This window comes from Paraburkholderia polaris (genome assembly GCF_012927345.1).
Lineage (GTDB): Bacteria > Pseudomonadota > Gammaproteobacteria > Burkholderiales > Burkholderiaceae > Paraburkholderia > Paraburkholderia polaris.
The window spans coordinates 31763-47682 of record NZ_JABBGJ010000016.1 but is presented as its reverse complement, the minus strand read 5'-3'; the positions used below and the strand labels follow the sequence as shown (position 1 = coordinate 47682).

16 protein-coding genes are annotated in these 15920 nt (G+C 62.8%); 7 read left to right on the top strand and 9 right to left on the bottom strand.

Annotated elements, in window-relative coordinates:
* Positions 1-12: 12 nt before the first annotated feature.
* From HHL24_RS16295 to moaE, 3 genes are all read left to right on the top strand, one after another.
* Positions 13-1245, top strand: a complete 1233-nt coding sequence (locus tag HHL24_RS16295; RefSeq protein WP_169486589.1) for a molybdopterin molybdotransferase MoeA — start codon at positions 13-15, stop codon at positions 1243-1245.
* Positions 1246-1271: 26 nt separating this feature from the next.
* Positions 1272-1529 carry a molybdopterin converting factor subunit 1 gene (moaD, locus tag HHL24_RS16290; RefSeq protein WP_169486482.1) on the top strand — a complete coding sequence of 86 codons (258 nt, stop codon included), beginning with the start codon at positions 1272-1274 and terminating at the stop codon, positions 1527-1529.
* 79 nt (positions 1530-1608) lie between these two features.
* Entirely contained in the window at positions 1609-2085 is a 477-nt protein-coding gene (gene moaE, locus HHL24_RS16285) for a molybdopterin synthase catalytic subunit MoaE (RefSeq protein ID WP_169486481.1), read from the top strand.
* 25 nt (positions 2086-2110) lie between these two features.
* On the opposite strand, the gene HHL24_RS16280 is transcribed toward moaE, so the two are convergent.
* Positions 2111-2659, bottom strand: coding sequence for a group III truncated hemoglobin (locus tag HHL24_RS16280; protein WP_169486480.1), 549 nt, complete (start codon positions 2657-2659; stop codon positions 2111-2113).
* Positions 2660-2963: 304 nt separating this feature from the next.
* On the opposite strand from HHL24_RS16280, the gene HHL24_RS16275 reads away from it, so the two are divergent.
* Both HHL24_RS16275 and clpB read left to right on the top strand, forming a co-directional pair.
* Positions 2964-3461, top strand: a complete 498-nt coding sequence (locus HHL24_RS16275) for an Rrf2 family transcriptional regulator (RefSeq protein ID WP_169486479.1) — start codon at positions 2964-2966, stop codon at positions 3459-3461.
* Between the two features lie 120 nt (positions 3462-3581).
* Complete coding sequence (gene clpB, locus HHL24_RS16270) at positions 3582-6179, top strand: ATP-dependent chaperone ClpB (protein WP_169486478.1); 2598 nt, start codon at positions 3582-3584, stop codon at positions 6177-6179.
* Between the two features lie 140 nt (positions 6180-6319).
* Here the strand turns inward: clpB and HHL24_RS16265 are convergent, their stop codons facing one another.
* On the bottom strand, positions 6320-6748 hold the full coding sequence (locus tag HHL24_RS16265) for a YidB family protein (protein WP_169486477.1): 429 nt from the start codon (positions 6746-6748) through the stop codon (positions 6320-6322).
* Positions 6749-6924: 176 nt separating this feature from the next.
* Complete coding sequence (locus tag HHL24_RS16260) at positions 6925-7521, bottom strand: ComEA family DNA-binding protein (RefSeq protein ID WP_169486476.1); 597 nt, start codon at positions 7519-7521, stop codon at positions 6925-6927.
* A 312-nt stretch (positions 7522-7833) separates the two neighbouring features.
* Here HHL24_RS16260 and HHL24_RS16255 point away from each other — a divergent pair, with 312 nt between their 5' ends.
* Positions 7834-8343 (top strand): MerR family transcriptional regulator, encoded by a 510-nt coding sequence (locus HHL24_RS16255; RefSeq protein ID WP_169486475.1) that lies wholly within the window; start codon positions 7834-7836, stop codon positions 8341-8343.
* Positions 8295-8705, top strand: coding sequence for a carboxymuconolactone decarboxylase family protein (locus HHL24_RS16250; RefSeq protein WP_169486474.1), 411 nt, complete (start codon positions 8295-8297; stop codon positions 8703-8705). Before HHL24_RS16255 ends, HHL24_RS16250 begins: the two co-directional genes overlap by 49 nt.
* Before the next feature lie 282 nt (positions 8706-8987).
* Here HHL24_RS16250 and HHL24_RS16245 read toward each other — a convergent pair whose 3' ends face one another.
* From HHL24_RS16245 to HHL24_RS16220, 6 genes are all read right to left on the bottom strand, one after another.
* Positions 8988-10367, bottom strand: a complete 1380-nt coding sequence (locus HHL24_RS16245; RefSeq protein ID WP_169486473.1) for an MATE family efflux transporter — start codon at positions 10365-10367, stop codon at positions 8988-8990.
* Between the two features lie 2 nt (positions 10368-10369).
* Positions 10370-12127 carry an ArnT family glycosyltransferase gene (locus HHL24_RS16240; RefSeq protein ID WP_169486472.1) on the bottom strand — a complete coding sequence of 586 codons (1758 nt, stop codon included), beginning with the start codon at positions 12125-12127 and terminating at the stop codon, positions 10370-10372.
* A 292-nt stretch (positions 12128-12419) separates the two neighbouring features.
* Entirely contained in the window at positions 12420-12686 is a 267-nt protein-coding gene (locus HHL24_RS16235; protein WP_028196650.1) for a type B 50S ribosomal protein L31, read from the bottom strand.
* A 244-nt stretch (positions 12687-12930) separates the two neighbouring features.
* Entirely contained in the window at positions 12931-13764 is an 834-nt protein-coding gene (locus HHL24_RS16230; RefSeq protein ID WP_169486471.1) for a M90 family metallopeptidase, read from the bottom strand.
* 15 nt (positions 13765-13779) lie between these two features.
* Positions 13780-15336, bottom strand: a complete 1557-nt coding sequence (locus HHL24_RS16225) for an MFS transporter (RefSeq protein ID WP_169486470.1) — start codon at positions 15334-15336, stop codon at positions 13780-13782.
* Positions 15333-15854 (bottom strand): MerR family transcriptional regulator, encoded by a 522-nt coding sequence (locus HHL24_RS16220; protein WP_169486469.1) that lies wholly within the window; start codon positions 15852-15854, stop codon positions 15333-15335. The genes HHL24_RS16225 and HHL24_RS16220 overlap by 4 nt, the downstream gene beginning before the upstream one ends.
* Positions 15855-15920 lie beyond the last annotated feature (66 nt).

The following is a 15920-nucleotide window of genomic DNA, read 5'->3' as shown; positions in this document are numbered from 1 at the left end:
CCCCGCGCTCCGATGCTCTCCACCGCCGAAGCGTTGTCGACCCTGCTCAGCGCAGCGAGCCCGATCAACGGCACGGAATCGATCCCCACGCTAGACGCGCTCAACCGCGTGCTTTCGGCAGACGTCATTTCGCCGCTCGACGTTCCCCCCATGAACACCAGTTCAATGGACGGCTACGCGATCCGCACTGAAGATCTGACAACGGATAGCAATCGCCGCCTGCCGGTGTCCCAGCGCATTCCTGCCGGCCACGCGCCCGAACCGTTGAAGCCCGGCACAGCAGCGCGCATCTTCACAGGCGCAACGGTGCCGCCAGGCGCCGACGCCATCGTGATGCAGGAGCAAACCGAGGCCGCCGGCAACGAAGTCACGATCCTCCACAGCCCGGCACCCGGCGAATGGATCACGGCCCAAGGCGCGGACATCCGCAGCGGCTCGATCATCCTTCCGGCGGGCACGCGGCTTACGCCGCAAGCATTGGGGCTCGCCGCCTCGGTCGGCTGCGCTGAGCTTCAGGTGCGCCGCCGCGTAAAAGTCGCCGTGTTCTTCACCGGCGACGAACTGACCATGCCAGGCGAGCCGCTGAAACCTGGCGCGATCTACAACTCGAACCGTTTCACGCTGCGCGGGCTGCTGGAAAAACTAGGTTGCGATGTCACCGACTACGGCATCGTGCCGGATAGGCTCGACGCTACCCGCACTACGCTGCGCGAAGCCGCGCAAGCGCACGATCTGATCCTCACCTGCGGCGGCGTGTCGGTGGGCGAGGAAGATCACGTCAAGCCGGCAGTCGAGGCGGAAGGGCGCCTGTCGATGTGGCAGATCGCGATGAAACCGGGCAAGCCGCTCGCGTTCGGCGCCGTGCGCCGTGCTGCGCAGCAGACAGATGCGGCTACGTCAGCAGAAACCTTCTTCATTGGCCTGCCAGGCAATCCGGTCTCCAGCTTCGCGACCTTTTTGCTGTTCGTACGCCCGTTCGTCCTGCTTCTGGCCGGCATGCGGACGGTGGCGCCGCGCGCGCTGTCCCTGCGCGCCGATTTCACGCAGAAGAAGGCCGACCGTCGCAACGAATTCCTGCGCGCGCGCATCAATGCGGCCGGCGGCCTTGATCTGTTTCCGAATCAGAGCTCGGCTGTACTGACATCGACCGTATGGGGCGACGGCCTGATCGACAATCCGCCGAACCACGCAATCAGCGCCGGCGAGACCGTGCGTTTCATCCCCTTTTCCGAATTGCTGAACTGAGGCCGGCAACAGCCGGCGGCTTCCCGATGAAGATTCAACTCCGATATTTTGCAAGCGTGCGCGAAGCGCTCGAAACCGCCGACGAAACGGTCGATCTGCCCGACGGCGTCGCGACCGTCGGCGACGTGCGCGCCTGGTTGCGCGTGCGCGGCGGCATTTGGGCCGACACCCTTGCCGAGGGCCGCGCGCTGCGCATGGCCTGCAACCACGTGATGACCGATGCCGGCACGTGCGTCACCGAAGATTGCGAAGTCGCATTCTTTCCGCCCGTCACCGGCGGGTGAGCCGCGCTGATGGCCGCTAAAAACCACGCTCAACCACGCTCAACCCGCTAAGCCTCACTAAGCCGCACAGGAGCCAGAGATGCCCGTTCGTGTCCAGACGGAAGACTTCGACCTCACCGCCGAGGTCGCCGCGTTGCGCGCGCGCAATCCCAAGATCGGCGCGGTGGCCTGTTTTGTCGGTACCGTGCGCGATCTGAACGACGGCAGCGCGGTCGAAACCATGGAGCTCGAACACTATCCGGGCATGACGGAGAAGTCGCTGGAAGCGATCGTCGTGAGCGCGCGCGAGCGTTGGCCAGGGATCGAGGTGCTGATTGTGCACCGGGTCGGCAAGCTTTATCCGCTCGACCAGATCGTGCTGGTGGCGACCACCGCCGCCCATCGGGGCGACGCCTTCGCGTCGTGTGAGTTCGTGATGGACTACCTGAAGACCCAGGCGCCGTTCTGGAAGAAAGAGAAGACCGAACAAGGGGAGCGCTGGGTCGACGCCCGCGTCACCGACGACGCGGCGCTGGCCAGATGGGGCATCGAATCGGGTAACCAGGAAGCGGATTAGGGCGCGCGCTTCTCAAGCGCCCGCGTCAATCGTCTTTCGCTTTTCCGATGATCCGCGTCGGAAACGGTTCGCCAGGCGGCCGCATCGGGGCGGCCCCGGCATGCGCGTCGCCGCGCGGACGACGCTTCGGCGTGACGCGTTCCAGCAACGCCTGTTGTTCCTCCGGAATCTTGTAATCCCAGCCGAAGCGGCTCAACTGCAAACTCTGCGCGATACGCAGCGCCGGTTCCATGAAGCGGACCGCTGCGGCTGGCTGATAGCGCGACTCCACCGTATCCAGAAACAGATATAGCCAGCGGCTGAAATGCTGCGGCTCGACGCCCTCGAGCGGCTGGTGTGCCTGCTGCACATTGCCGCGGTATTGCTTCGCGCCCAGCACCAGACTGCCCCAGAACGTGCACATTTTGGGCAAGTGGTCGTCCCAACGGCCCGCCAGCGTCGCGTCAAACACGGGACCAAGCAGCGGATCGGCACGCACGCGGTCGTAAAAGCCGTACACGAGCTCGCGAATATTCGCCTCAGTAGGCTCGGCGGCGCGCTCGACAACCGGTGCGGCAGGAAAAGACGGATTCATGCAAATTCCAGATAATGCAGTTACTCATTGTGAATCGCCACGCGGCACAACACACCGTCAGTAATGACCTCAAACTGTACCCAAATGAAAGGAAGTAGGCCTTGAATAGCCCGCTTTTCGTATGAATGGCCTAGGCGGGAAACGTTACCATTACTGCCGAAAGACAAACACTGACTGTCAGCGCAGAATAACAAAATATGCGTAGCGCCTGCATCTTAGGGCGAAGTGACAGCCCCCGGCAACCCTTGCATCGACGCGGTTATCCCCCGGATCGCGGCTTGCGCTCATCGTGGCACCTGCACTTATGAGACTGACCGACTATACGGATTACTCACTACGCGTTCTCTTGTACCTCGCCGTCCGTGGCGAAGGTTTATCGACCATCCAGGACATCTCGGACGCGTACGGCATATCCAAGAACCATTTGATGAAGGTGGTGCAGCAGCTCGGCGAGCTCGGCTGGGTTGAGACCGTGCGCGGGCGGAACGGCGGGCTGCGGCTCGCCGAACAAACCAGCGCGTTGACCGTGGGCGAGATTGTGCGGGCCACGGAAAGCGACTTTGCGCTGGTTGGCTGCTTCCCGGACCAGCAAGGCGAGCGCCGTGCCTGTGTCATTACGCCGCACTGCCGGCTGCGCGGCGCGCTCGACGCGGCGCGTCGCGCGTTCCTCGCCGAACTCGACCGTCACACGATCGGCGAGGTTGCCGAGCCGCGCGGCCCGCTGGCTGCACTGCTTGGATTGGGCACCGTCATCCCGATCGTGCCGGTCGCACCTGCTGGCGGTGCCGCGCCGGTCGCCTGAGGGCCGCCGGCAAGTTCTCGCGCGTCAAATGTTAAATAGTTGTTGCTGATTGCAAAAAAGCGCTTGAAACCTGCGTAAAACGCCTCAATTTGGTGGTAATCGAAAATTGGAGGTCTCTTGATGAGAATCGACAAACTTACCACCAAATTCCAGGAAGCACTGGCCGACGCGCAGAGTCTGGCCGTCGGTCATGACAATCAATACATCGAACCGGTTCACGTCCTGTCCGCGCTCGTCGCCCAGCAGGATGGTTCGGCGCGTTCGCTGCTCTCGCGTGCCGGCGTGCATGTCCAGGCGCTACAAACCGCGCTGAACGATGCCATCACGCGCCTGCCGCAAGTGCAGGGCACCGACGGCAACGTGCAGATCGGCCGCGAACTGACCGGCTTGCTGAACCAGGCGGACAAGGAAGCACAAAAACTCGACGACACGTTCATCGCGAGCGAGATGTTCCTGCTCGCGGTCGCCGACGATAAAGGCGAGGCCGGCCGTCTCGCGCGTCAGCACGGTCTGTCGCGTAAGTCGCTGGAAAGCGCGATCGCGGCGGTGCGCGGCGGTTCGCAAGTGCATAGCCAGGACGCCGAAAGCCAGCGCGAGGCGCTGAAAAAGTACACCGTCGATCTGACCGAGCGCGCGCGGGCGGGCAAGCTCGACCCCGTGATCGGCCGCGACGACGAAATCCGCCGTTCGATCCAGATCCTGCAGCGTCGCACCAAGAACAATCCGGTGCTGATCGGCGAGCCGGGCGTGGGTAAGACCGCGATCGTCGAAGGCCTTGCGCAGCGTATCGTCAACGGCGAAGTGCCGGAAACGCTCAAAGGTAAGCGCGTGCTGTCTTTGGACATGGCGGCGTTGCTGGCCGGCGCGAAATACCGCGGCGAGTTCGAAGAACGCCTGAAGGCCGTGCTGAACGATATCGCGAAAGACGAAGGCCAGACCATCGTCTTCATCGACGAAATTCATACGATGGTTGGCGCGGGCAAGGCTGAAGGCGCAATGGATGCGGGCAATATGCTCAAGCCCGCGCTCTCGCGCGGCGAACTGCACTGCGTCGGCGCCACCACGCTCGACGAATATCGCAAGTACATCGAAAAGGACGCCGCGCTCGAACGCCGCTTCCAGAAGGTGCTGGTCGACGAACCGTCGGTCGAGGCAACCATCGCGATCCTGCGCGGTTTGCAGGAGAAGTACGAATTGCATCACGGCGTCGATATCACCGACCCGGCGATCGTCGCCGCGGCCGAACTGTCGCATCGCTACATCACGGATCGTTTCCTGCCGGACAAGGCCATCGATCTGATCGACGAAGCCGCTTCGAAGATCAAGATGGAAATCGACTCGAAGCCGGAAGAGATGGACCGGCTCGACCGTCGATTGATCCAGTTGAAGATCGAGCGCGAAGCCGTCAAGAAGGAAAAGGACGAAGCGTCGCAAAAGCGTCTGCAACTGATCGAGGAAGAAATCGAGCGGCTGGATCGCGAATATTCGGACCTCGAAGAAATCTGGACCGCGGAGAAAGCGGCGGTGCAGGGCAGCGCGCAGTTGAAGGAAGACATCGAAAAAACGCGTGCGGAAATCATCCGTTTGCAGCGTGAGGGCAAGCTGGAGAAGGTCGCCGAGTTGCAGTACGGCAAGCTGCCAGGTCTCGAAGCGCAGTTGAAGGAAGTGACTCAGGCCGAGGCGAAGGAGCAGAATAATCCGACGCGGCCGCGTTTGTTGCGCACGCAGGTGGGTGCGGAAGAAATCGCTGAAGTCGTGTCGCGTTCCACCGGTATTCCAGTGTCGCGCATGATGCAGGGCGAGCGCGAAAAGCTGCTGCAGATCGAAGAGAAACTGCACGACCGCGTGGTCGGTCAGGACGAAGCGATCACCGCGGTGGCCGATGCGATTCGCCGTTCGCGGGCGGGTCTGGCGGATCCTAACCGGCCATATGGTTCGTTCCTGTTCCTCGGGCCGACCGGTGTGGGTAAGACCGAGTTGTGCAAGGCGCTGGCGTCGTTCCTGTTCGATTCGGAAGATCATCTGATCCGTATCGACATGAGCGAATTCATGGAGAAGCATAGTGTCGCGCGTTTGATCGGCGCGCCGCCGGGCTATGTCGGCTACGAAGAAGGCGGTTACCTGACGGAAGCCGTGCGCCGCAAGCCGTACAGCGTGATCCTGCTCGACGAAATCGAGAAGGCACATCCGGACGTGTTCAACGTGCTGCTGCAAGTGCTCGACGACGGCCGTATGACCGACGGCCAGGGCCGTACCGTGGACTTCAAGAACACGGTAATCGTGATGACGTCGAACCTCGGTTCGCATGTGATCCAGGCGATGGTCGGCGAGCCGCAGGAGGCGGTCAAGGACGCGGTCTGGGAAGAAGTGAAGCTGCACTTCCGGCCCGAGTTCCTGAACCGGATCGACGACGTCGTGGTGTTCCATGCGCTCGACCGCTCGAATATCCAGTCGATCGCGCGGATTCAACTGCAGCGTCTGCATGAACGGCTTGCCAAACTCGACATGCAACTGGAGGTGTCGGACGCGGCGCTCGAGCACGTCGGCAAGGTCGGCTACGATCCGCTGTTCGGTGCACGGCCATTGAAGCGTGCGATCCAGCAGGAGATCGAGAACCCGGTCGCCAAGCTGATTCTGGCCGGCAAGTTCGGTCCGAAGGATGTGATCCCGGTCGAACTGGAAGACGGCAAGTTGGTGTTCGATCGCGTCGTGCATTAAGCGAAACGCGTTCGGCTACTCACGGGACGGCAGTGGTTGGGCCGTTCCTGCCAACGTAAAAAAGCGGCAACGAAGGTGACTTCGTTGCCGCTTTTTTTGCCTGCTTTTGCCCGCTACAGGACGGTGACGGGTGACGCTGCTTACGCGTTGCCCTTGCCGAGCAGCGCCGCCAAGCCGCCGAGCGTGCCCAGCACGGTCGTCGAATTCAATTGGCCCTCCGCGGGGACTTCGCCTTCGGGCGTCGCCGCATTGACGACGTGCGGCAGAATCTGCGACAGGAGGCCGGTGACCTGATCCGGCTGTACGCCGGCTTTGGCTGCGAGGTTGGTGACGGCGTCCGAGCCGAGCACGCTATGCAGCGCGTCCGGCGTGATCGCCTGGTTCTCACCGTTGCTGACCCACGACGACACGACGTCGCCGAGGCCCTTTTCCTTGAAGCGGTCGATCAGGCCGTTCAGGCCGCCCGGCTGGTTATTGACGAATTCCAGTGCGGCTGAAACGAGGGCTTGCTGGCCGCCACCTTCAGGCGATTTGCCAACCAGGGAACCGATAGTGTCGAGTAGGCTCATGACGGTCTCTCTTGAATGCCGACCCGTGTTTTACGAGTCAGCGGGTGAAAACGCCGCGCGGTCGCGCGGCGCCGGTGGATGGGAGGCGGACGGGAGCGGGGTGGCGCTTATGTGTGCGTCATGCGCGCATCACACGTGAGCAACTCGGCCGCCATGCTGCCGGCGCTCAACCCGGTTTACGCCCCGCCAGAGGCTGCGGTAGCCGATGCTGCCTTGCTCTTCTTCGCCTTCTTCTTCGAAGCCTTGGTGCCGGATGCGTCGGCCGGCGCGCTGGCAGCGGCCGCCGTGGCCGGCGCGGAAGCAGCCGCGGCGTCGGACGCTGTGGTCTTGCTCTTCTTCTTCGACTTCGAAGCCTTGGTGCCGGATGCCTCGGCAGGCGCAGCCGGTGCCGCTGGTGCCGTTGTTGCGGCCGCGGTCGTCGCTGCAGGAGCGGCCGCCGGCGCCGCCTTGGTGCTAGCGGTGCTGCTGGACTTCGAGGAAGCCTTGGCGCCCGTAGGCGGCGTGGACGAGCCGTTGATCGTCAGACCGGCCGCCTCGAGATTAGTTACCGATTTGGTGCCGATGCCTTTGACGCGGGTGGCGAGATCATCGGCATCTTTGAACGGGCCGTTCTTGGTGCGTTCGTCGATGATTGCTTTCGCATGCACCGGGCCGATACCCTTGACCGATTCGAGCGCCGCCTGATCGGCGGAATTCACTTCGACGGCCACCGCAAATCCGGCCGACAGCGACAAAGCCAAAGCAACGCAAAGCATCAAAAGCTTCTTCAGCATGGCAAGCACTCCATTGAGGGCAAAAAAGTTAGCCGCAAAGGGAAAACTCGGGACGACGCATCCTGTCAGCAGCGCGCTGCGCTTAAGCATAGAACAAATTGCGCGCCCTTATTTGCGACCGCCGACGATTTATACCGATCGATTCATGACAAGTAAATCAGGCTGGACAATATTTGAAGCTTTTGCCTAGCGATTAAGCCGTTGTGAGTTTATCGATCAAGGTGACCCACCATAAATAATCGCAGCGCCGACAAATGACAGCGTCTTCCACTTGACTTAGAGTGCACTCGAAGTCCTAACCTGAGTTCCGTCATGTCGAAAATGTCAAAAGCACTCACCATCGGCGAGGTCGCCGGGATGATCGGCGTCACCACCCACACGCTGCGCTACTACGAACAGGCCGGCCTGATTCGGCCGGTCGGGCGCACGCAGGCGGGGCATCGCCTGTATTCGCCGGCCGATCTCGACTGGCTGCAGTTCGTGATGCGTCTGAAGGCGACCGGCATGCCGATCGCCGGGATGCAGGCGTTCGCGGCGCTGCGGGCAGAAGGTCAATCTACGGTGGGCGAGCGTCGCGACATGCTGGTGGCGCATCGGGATGCGGTTTTGTCGCGGATCGCCGAGTTGCAGAGCAATCTCGGCACGATCATCGACAAAATCGCCTATTACGAAGACGCTGGGCGGCAACCCGCTGGGCGGCAACCCGCCGCGAGTACTCCGACACGACAGATCGACGAAACCCAATCGCTTTCGCATTCGGAAAAGGACTCACCATGGAACACGCACAAAACGATCGCTACGCCCGAGGCTGGAACAAACTGAAGGAAATCGACGGCTCGACCGGCGAGCAGGTGATCGCCGCGCTTGCGTCGATCGCGCCGGATTTCGGACGCCTGCTGATTGAATTCGGTTTCGGCGATATTTACAGCAGGCCGCAACTCGATCTGCGCGCGAGAGAGATCGCGACGATTGCATCACTGGCGACGCTCGGCTGCGCGCAACCGCAGTTGAAGGTGCATATCGAGGCGGCCTTGAACGTCGGCTGCACGCGTGAGGAGATAATCGAGGTGTTCATGCAGATGGCGCTCTACGCGGGTTTCCCGGCGGCGCTGAACGCGCTGTTCGCGGCGCGGGAGATTTTCGAGCGGCGTGATCAGGCGTTGGAGGAGGCGCAGGCGGCTTGAAATGACGGAGCGGGGCGGGCGGTTGCCGAGGACAGCCGTTTTCTTTCGGTGCTAGACGCAACTAACGGTCTGCTGCTGCCGGCCACTTCGTCAATGCGTCGGCGGCACAACCTGAAAACCCGGCTTCTAATGAGCGAGCCATCCGCCGACAGTGTTGCACGCCGATTCTTTCCGGCCCGACGAGCCAACAGCCAACAGCTCATAGCTCATAGCCCATAGCCCATAGCCGGAAAGTCCAGCAAGCCCCAGCACCAGCAAGCCCAGCAAGCCCCAGCCGTCCCGTCAAGCCGCCGAATCCACCCTGACCACCGTCTCGGCGCGCAAATACCGCTTGCTCACGCCACGCCAGTACAACAGCAAACCGATGCCGGCAATCGCGAGGCTCACCGTATTGGCTACCCAGAAGCCGCGCGCGCCGGTCAGCCATTCCGGCGTGGTGCCGGAGACATTGAAGCCGAGCACGTACCCGCCGCCGAGCCCCACGCCCCACAGCGCAACCGCATAGATAACGGTCGGCACGACTGCCACCTTGTACGCGCGCAACACGAACGCGGTGGTGATCTGCAACGCATCGAACAGGTGATAGCACACGACGATCAACACCAGTGGCATCGCCGCCGCAGCGACCTGCGCATTCGGCGTATAGCCTTCGATCACGTACGGCCGCAGCACCAGCACGATCACGCCATAACAGCAGGCGATCGCCACGGCCATCATGATGCCGTGCCGCGACAGCGTGCGCGCGGCTTCCGGGCGATGCGCACCCAGCGCCTGAGCGACCAGCGTCGACGAAGCGATCCCGATCGACAGCGGCGTCATATAGAGCACCGCGCCGATGTTGCCGGCGATCTGGTGTCCGGCGAGCGTCGTCGTACCGAAGCGCGCAATGAAGAGCGCCATGAACGTGTACGAGGTGACTTCGATCAGGTACGACAGGCCCATCGGAATGCCCAGGCGCAGCTGCGCTGCCTGCCGGCGCCAGACCGGCCAGCAGAAGTGCGCAAAGATCGCGAACGGCTTGAACACGTGGACGCGCGTCAACAGCAGCATCCCAACCACGGCCAGCCCCCAGTTGATCGCGGTGCTGGCAAGCGCGCAACCCGGCCCGCCGAGCGCCGGCACGCCGAGCCCGCCAAAGATAAACCACGTGTTGAGCGGAAACTTGAGCAGCAGCGCGCCGATCTGCAGGATCATCACGAGCCGCGGTTTGCCGACCGCATTGGTGATCGAGCTGTAGACGCGAAAGGCGAGGCCGGCCGGCAAGCCGAACGCCAGAATCTGCAGATAGGCGACCGTGCGCTCATGCAGCGCTTTGGGCACACGCGCCAGCTGCAGTACGGGCCCTGGAAAATAGAGGATCAGAAAGCCGATCACGGTCAACGCCAGCGCGAGCCACAACGCCTGGCGCACTTCTTCGCCGATCTCAATGTGCTGGCGCGCGCCGTAGAGTTGCGCGGTAATCGGTTGCAGCGCGGTCAGGATGCCGGTCAGACCGATGTAGACGGAAATATAGATCGACGAGCCGAGGCCGAGCGCGGCGAGATCGACGGCCGAATAGCGGCCGACCATCGCCGTGTCGATCACGCCGAAGGCGATGATCGCCAGTTGGCCGATCAGCACGGGCCATGCGAGCCCGGCGATTTTCCGTACGTCGGCGAACATGATCAGTTCGGCTTCTTATGCCAGCTGCGGCGTTTGACGACCGGCGGCTTCGGACGGTCGATCCGCACGTACAGGCGGAAGCGTTCGTCGCGGTCGGCCACGCGGCGGCCTTCCCACACCAGCTTCCACATGAAGTCCGACATCGCGCTCGGATCGCCGAAGTCCTGGGTGTCCTGACGCAGGATCACGTCGCAGTCCTCGTTGAACGAGAAATGCATATCGCCGAAATAGGCGAAAGTCGCGATCTGCGCGTTACCGAGGCGCACCGGTGAGATGCAGGTGTAGTCGTCCGGCAGATGGCTTGCGATCTGCTCGGCGACGTCCTTATAGGTCCGGCTGTAGTTGACGACCGGCAGCCACAGTGTCATCAGCAGCACCCACATCAGCGTCGTGCCGGCGCTCGAGAGCACCACGCTGCGCCACAGGACTTTCGGATGACGGGCCAGACGCCATTGCACCAGCACGAACCAACAGATCGTCACGGCGACCGCGCACACGAACGACAGAATCTTGAACTGCGGCGCAAAACCCGGAGCGAGACGCGCGAGGTTGCGCGCGAGTGGATGCGGGAAGCCGGTCAGCCCGGCCACGTACACCAGCCAGACGAAGCTGCCGAGGATCGTGAAGCTCAGCAGCGCGAACCAGTCGATCGCATTGATCGCGCCGCGTTTGAGCGTGGGCAGCGCGAAGGCGGCCAGCACCGCGAGCGGCGGCAGCAACAACATGTAAAGCCGGTTCGACTGATGGCTCTGCAACACGACCAGAACAAGCAGCGGCCCGATCACCGACAACGGAATCGCGACGTGCGGTGCGCGCCGCAGGCCCGACCAGCTGAACCATGCCCAGAGCGCCAGCGGCCAGGCCGGCCACGTGAAGAGCGGCAGATTCTTGAGCGCGTAGGCGGCCACCGAACCGGGCGGCCCGGCGAACGACGACAGGCTGACATGCACCCACTGGTTCAGGTACCAGACAGCGTCGTCGGGAAACGCGGCGAGTGCGGCGATCGGCCACGCGACCGACAGCACTAGCGCCACGGGCAAACCGGCCAGCAGCAGCCAGCGCGATCGCGCCTCGCGCACAATCAGCGCCATCGCCAGGGTACCGAGCAACAGCGCGCCGACCAGCACCGGGCTGCTTGCCAGGGCGACGAGGCCGAGCGCCAGGCCCCAGATCAGCGCACCCTGGATCGGCTTGTCGATCATCCGCACGAGCCCATAGACGAGCATGGCGATGCCGAAGAATTGCGCCAACTGCGGCGTGGTTTCGTGGCCGCGTTCGGCGAGGCCGAAACAGGCGAGCAGGATCAGCAGCGCGCCGTCGGCGAGGGTGCGGCCGTAGTCGCGCGGCTCCGGCTCGCCGCCGAACGCGTACTTGAAGGGCTGCACTTCGGCGCGCCGGCCGAGCAGATAAGCCGCATACCAGACGAACGCGCAGGCCGCGCAAAACAGCAGGCCCGTAAACACGCGTGAGGCATTGCTCGCGTCGACCCACGGCGCGAGCGCGCGGATCGCGCTGGCGCCCAGCCAATAACCGAGCGGGCCGTCTTCCGTCATGTACTTGCCGACCAGATTCGGCAGCAGCCAGTCATGCGCGCTGCCGTTGGCCATCGTCCACATGACGCCGAAGCCGGCTGCGTCCTCGTTCTTCCACGGATCCCGGCCGAACAGGCCGAAGAATGCGTAGACGATGCAGATGGTCAGCAGCAGCCAGCGCGGCAACGCACTGGTCGCGGAGGCAGTGAGGCGAACGACAGGTCTCATGCAGTGTGTGGATATCGGATAGGCGGTGCAGCCGGGACCGGACGGAATGTCCGGCGGGAATGGCCAATTTGGAGCATCCGGCATTGTAGTCGTGCCGTGCGATGCGCGTCACGGCCGGTAACGGCTCGCAACGTGAATGGGATGCCTGTAACACGGCGCCGCAACGGGCGACGATTCGCCGGGCGACGATTCGCATCCGGGCGTCCGGAATAGGGTGACAAAAAAGGGCAGCTTGCGCTGCCCTTTTTTGCTGCTGCTTCGTTGCGGGCCAAGGCCGGCGACGAAGCGGGTATTACTTCGCTGCTGCCTTGCCGGTAGCGCGCGTGCCGAACTTCTTGTTGAACTTCTCGACGCGGCCTGCCGTGTCCATGATCTTTTGTTGGCCGGTGTAGAACGGATGCGATTCCGACGACACTTCGATCTTGGCGAGCGGGTAGGTCTTGCCGTTGAATTCGGCGGTTTCACGCGTCTGGATGGTCGAGCGCGTTACAAACTTGAAGTCGATCGACATGTCGACGAACAGGACTTCGCGGTAATCCGGGTGAATGCCTTCTTTCATGGTCTTTCCTTTAATCTGGCGGTAGCCAACCCGCGTGCAGCCGCTATAAATGCGGACAGCATCTAGGCGCGAGCCACTTGCCTATGGTCGAAAAACGGCGATTATGCCAGAAAATCAGTCGCTTGACGACCTTTCTACGACCTTTTTGCCAGCGTTTTCTGTCGTTTTCTCCGCTGCTTCGCCAGTTCATTTCCCGTGCGCGTGCCGCGCGGTGGCCCGGCTGTGGACTCCTGCGCGGCGGGCGTCAGGCCGGAGCAAATGCCAACCCGACCCGCGCGGGATCCTGGCGGTAATACCGTGCCAGCAAGCGATATAGCTCGGGATACTCCGCCTCGAACGCCTGCGGCTGGACGAACAACGCTTCGCTGCAAACGGCAAAAAATTCCGATGGATGGTCCGCCGCGTACGGATCGATCAGCGAATCGCGCTCGAAACGTGCCCAGCGTCTATCCGGCACCGCGTCCACTTTGGCGCAGAAATGGTCGTAGGCATGGTCGAAAATATCGGCCCATGCCTGTGAATCGAGCGGTGCATGCCAGCGGCGCATGAGCGGTGGATGGCCGTCCGCCTCGCCGGTCAGCATGTCGATCTTGTGGGCGAATTCGTGAATCACGACGTTATACGCGTCCGTGCCGCCGGTCATCTGCGCGTCTTCCCACGACAGCACCACCGGGCCGCCTTCCCACGCTTCGCCGCTCGCGTCGTGCTCGACCTCGTGCACCACGCCGTCTTCATCCTCGACCGTCTTGCGGATCACGAACTCGCCCGGATAGACGATCACGCCGACCCAGCCGCGATACAGGTCGAGGCTCAGGTTTAGCACCGGCAAACACGCTTGCGCGGCAATCGCCACGGTCATGGCGTCGGTCAGCTCGAGTTCGTGCGCGGTCGAAAATTCCTTTTGCGCGATGAAAAGGCTGGTCAGCTCGCGCAGACGCATGCGATCCGGCGCCTCGAGGTGGGCGAGGAACGGCAGGCCGTCGAGCGTGGCCTGCCAGAGGGCGTCCGCGATCGCGTAGTCGCGCAGCGCGCGGTCGCGGCGGCGCGTGCCGAACCATTGGGTGAGTTTCGAGAGCATGGCCTGATGAAACCCTTAGTCGATCTGTTTTTGCCACGCGGCGAAAATGCCGCCGCATATCGCAATGCCGATCAGAAAGTAGAAGCCGTCCAGCGATGTCAGGAAGCTAGCCTGCTGCGTAACCATGCGGCTGATTTCCACGATCGCAAGCGAATGCGCCTCGGACGGCGAGCGACCTGCGGCGCTGAAGCCGCTGGTCAGCGCCGCGAGCGAATTCTGGAACAACGGATTGTACGGATTCACGAACTCCGCGAGGCGAGCCTGATGCAGCGCCTGCCGATGCTGTTCGACGATGATCACCGAGGCCGTCGCGAACGAGATTGTCAGTTGCCGCACGATGTTTTTCAGCCGGTAGCCGTGCGTGAATTCCTCAATGGCGAAGATTCTAAACGTCAGATTGGCGACCGGCAGCACGATGAACAGCAACAGCAAGCCACGCAGCAGCATTGGCACGATCAGCGCGGCTTGGCCCGCGTCCGGCGACATGCGCGTCATCCACGCCGCAGCGAACGCGGCTACCGCGAAGCCCGGCACGATGATCCACTTCTTGCGCGGCAGAAGCTTCGCGTAACGCAGGTAGACGAACAGCGCGGTCGCCGAAATCAGCGACGTCACGCCGACCAGTCGCCCGGTATTCTCGACCGGATAGCCGAGGCCGCTCTCGAGAAAGCGCGACGTCAGATAGCTGAATACGGTCGAGATGTAGTAGTAGAACATGTACAGCACGAGACCGACCTGAAACACCTTTTCGCGCAGCGCATGCAGGCGCACCAGCGGCGCCGGATGGTGCCATTGCTGGTACGCGAACCAGCCGAGCGCGACGATGCCGGCGAACGTCAGCAGAATCAGCCCAGGCGAGGCGCTGAACAGCTGGAACCGCACTTGTTGCATGACGATTTGCAGCGCGCCTTGCGCGAACGCGAAGATCAGATAAGGCCAGAAGTGCGCCGCGCCGCGCTCTTCTGGCAAGCGGTTGCCGGTGTCGGGCAGCGCGAGCAGGGCCAGAATGGCAAACAGCACACCGGCCGGCGCGGTGCAGGCGAACAGCGCACGCCAATCGAAATGCGCGACCAGTTGTCCGCCGATCAGCGGCGCAAGCGCACTGCTCAACACGATCAGCACCAGAAAAGCGCGGGTTGCCGCGGGCCGCTGCTGCGGCGTAAAGCTCATCTGAATCAGGATGCGGCAGGTGCCCATCATCGGGCCGATGAAGTAGCCCTGAAAGCCGCGTGCGAACGCGAGCTCGATTGACGACTCGCACAATGTGGCGGCGATAGCGCCAACTGAATAGAGCAGCATGCAGCCGGCCACGTAGCGCCGGTAACCGACGCGTTCGACCCACCATTGCTGTTGCAGGATGCCGAGCACGGCCGCCACCGCATAGGCGCTCGACGCCCACACCAGTTCATCTGGCGACGCGTTGATGCCGCCCGCGATGTAGGTGGTGAAAAACGAGAAGATCGAGTTGTCGAAGTAGTCGAGGCCGGTTACGACGGCCAGCACCCATGGGAAAAAATCGCCGCGCAGTTTTGCGGCGCTAAACAACGGTACGCGGGGCGAGGTCGTGCTCATGTGGGTTCGCCCGGCTTTTTCGTGCGCTTCGCGAACGGCATGCTCTCAGCTTTGGCGAGTGCGTTGCGGCGCTGCTCGAGCAGTGCGTCCGCATTCTCGCCGGCGAGGCGCCGTTCGAGATAGTCGAGGTCGGGACTCAGTTCGGCTCGCAGTTTCTGCGCTTCCTTGAGTTCGCGACGCATCGTTTCGATGCGGGCATCGAGCGCTTCGACCTGGTCTGCGATGGCGTCGCGAATCTGCTGTAACGATTCGGTGGAGTAGCGATGGCCGCCTTCGACCGGCTCGAGCGGCCGCTTGAGCATTTCGGTGATGCCGTGCAGCGAAAAGCCGAGCGAGCGCAGGCGCAGAATACGGCCGAAGCGCTTCAGGTCTTCCTCGTCGTAAAGGCGGTAGCGGCCTTCGCTGCGGGTAGGCGAGACGAGGCCGCGTTCCTCGTAGTATTTCAGCGTGCGCGGCGTGACGCCGAGGCGTTCGGCGGCATCGCGTACGGTAAGCAGAGTGGGTGAGTCCTTCGACATAAGGTAGGGCAAGCATGACGGACTGAACGCATTGTACTGCAACGTGTACGTTCACGTACATGTTGT

Coding starts and splice junctions, on each gene's coding strand:
- HHL24_RS16295 (WP_169486589.1), top strand. CDS start 13: ATGCTCTCCACCGCCGAAGCGTTGTCGACCCTGCTCAGCGCAGCGAGC.
- moaD (WP_169486482.1), top strand. CDS start 1,272: ATGAAGATTCAACTCCGATATTTTGCAAGCGTGCGCGAAGCGCTCGAA.
- moaE (WP_169486481.1), top strand. CDS start 1,609: ATGCCCGTTCGTGTCCAGACGGAAGACTTCGACCTCACCGCCGAGGTC.
- HHL24_RS16280 (WP_169486480.1), bottom strand. CDS start 2,659: ATGAATCCGTCTTTTCCTGCCGCACCGGTTGTCGAGCGCGCCGCCGAG.
- HHL24_RS16275 (WP_169486479.1), top strand. CDS start 2,964: ATGAGACTGACCGACTATACGGATTACTCACTACGCGTTCTCTTGTAC.
- clpB (WP_169486478.1), top strand. CDS start 3,582: ATGAGAATCGACAAACTTACCACCAAATTCCAGGAAGCACTGGCCGAC.
- HHL24_RS16265 (WP_169486477.1), bottom strand. CDS start 6,748: ATGAGCCTACTCGACACTATCGGTTCCCTGGTTGGCAAATCGCCTGAA.
- HHL24_RS16260 (WP_169486476.1), bottom strand. CDS start 7,521: ATGCTGAAGAAGCTTTTGATGCTTTGCGTTGCTTTGGCTTTGTCGCTG.
- HHL24_RS16255 (WP_169486475.1), top strand. CDS start 7,834: ATGTCGAAAATGTCAAAAGCACTCACCATCGGCGAGGTCGCCGGGATG.
- HHL24_RS16250 (WP_169486474.1), top strand. CDS start 8,295: ATGGAACACGCACAAAACGATCGCTACGCCCGAGGCTGGAACAAACTG.
- HHL24_RS16245 (WP_169486473.1), bottom strand. CDS start 10,367: ATGTTCGCCGACGTACGGAAAATCGCCGGGCTCGCATGGCCCGTGCTG.
- HHL24_RS16240 (WP_169486472.1), bottom strand. CDS start 12,127: ATGAGACCTGTCGTTCGCCTCACTGCCTCCGCGACCAGTGCGTTGCCG.
- HHL24_RS16235 (WP_028196650.1), bottom strand. CDS start 12,686: ATGAAAGAAGGCATTCACCCGGATTACCGCGAAGTCCTGTTCGTCGAC.
- HHL24_RS16230 (WP_169486471.1), bottom strand. CDS start 13,764: ATGCTCTCGAAACTCACCCAATGGTTCGGCACGCGCCGCCGCGACCGC.
- HHL24_RS16225 (WP_169486470.1), bottom strand. CDS start 15,336: ATGAGCACGACCTCGCCCCGCGTACCGTTGTTTAGCGCCGCAAAACTG.
- HHL24_RS16220 (WP_169486469.1), bottom strand. CDS start 15,854: ATGTCGAAGGACTCACCCACTCTGCTTACCGTACGCGATGCCGCCGAA.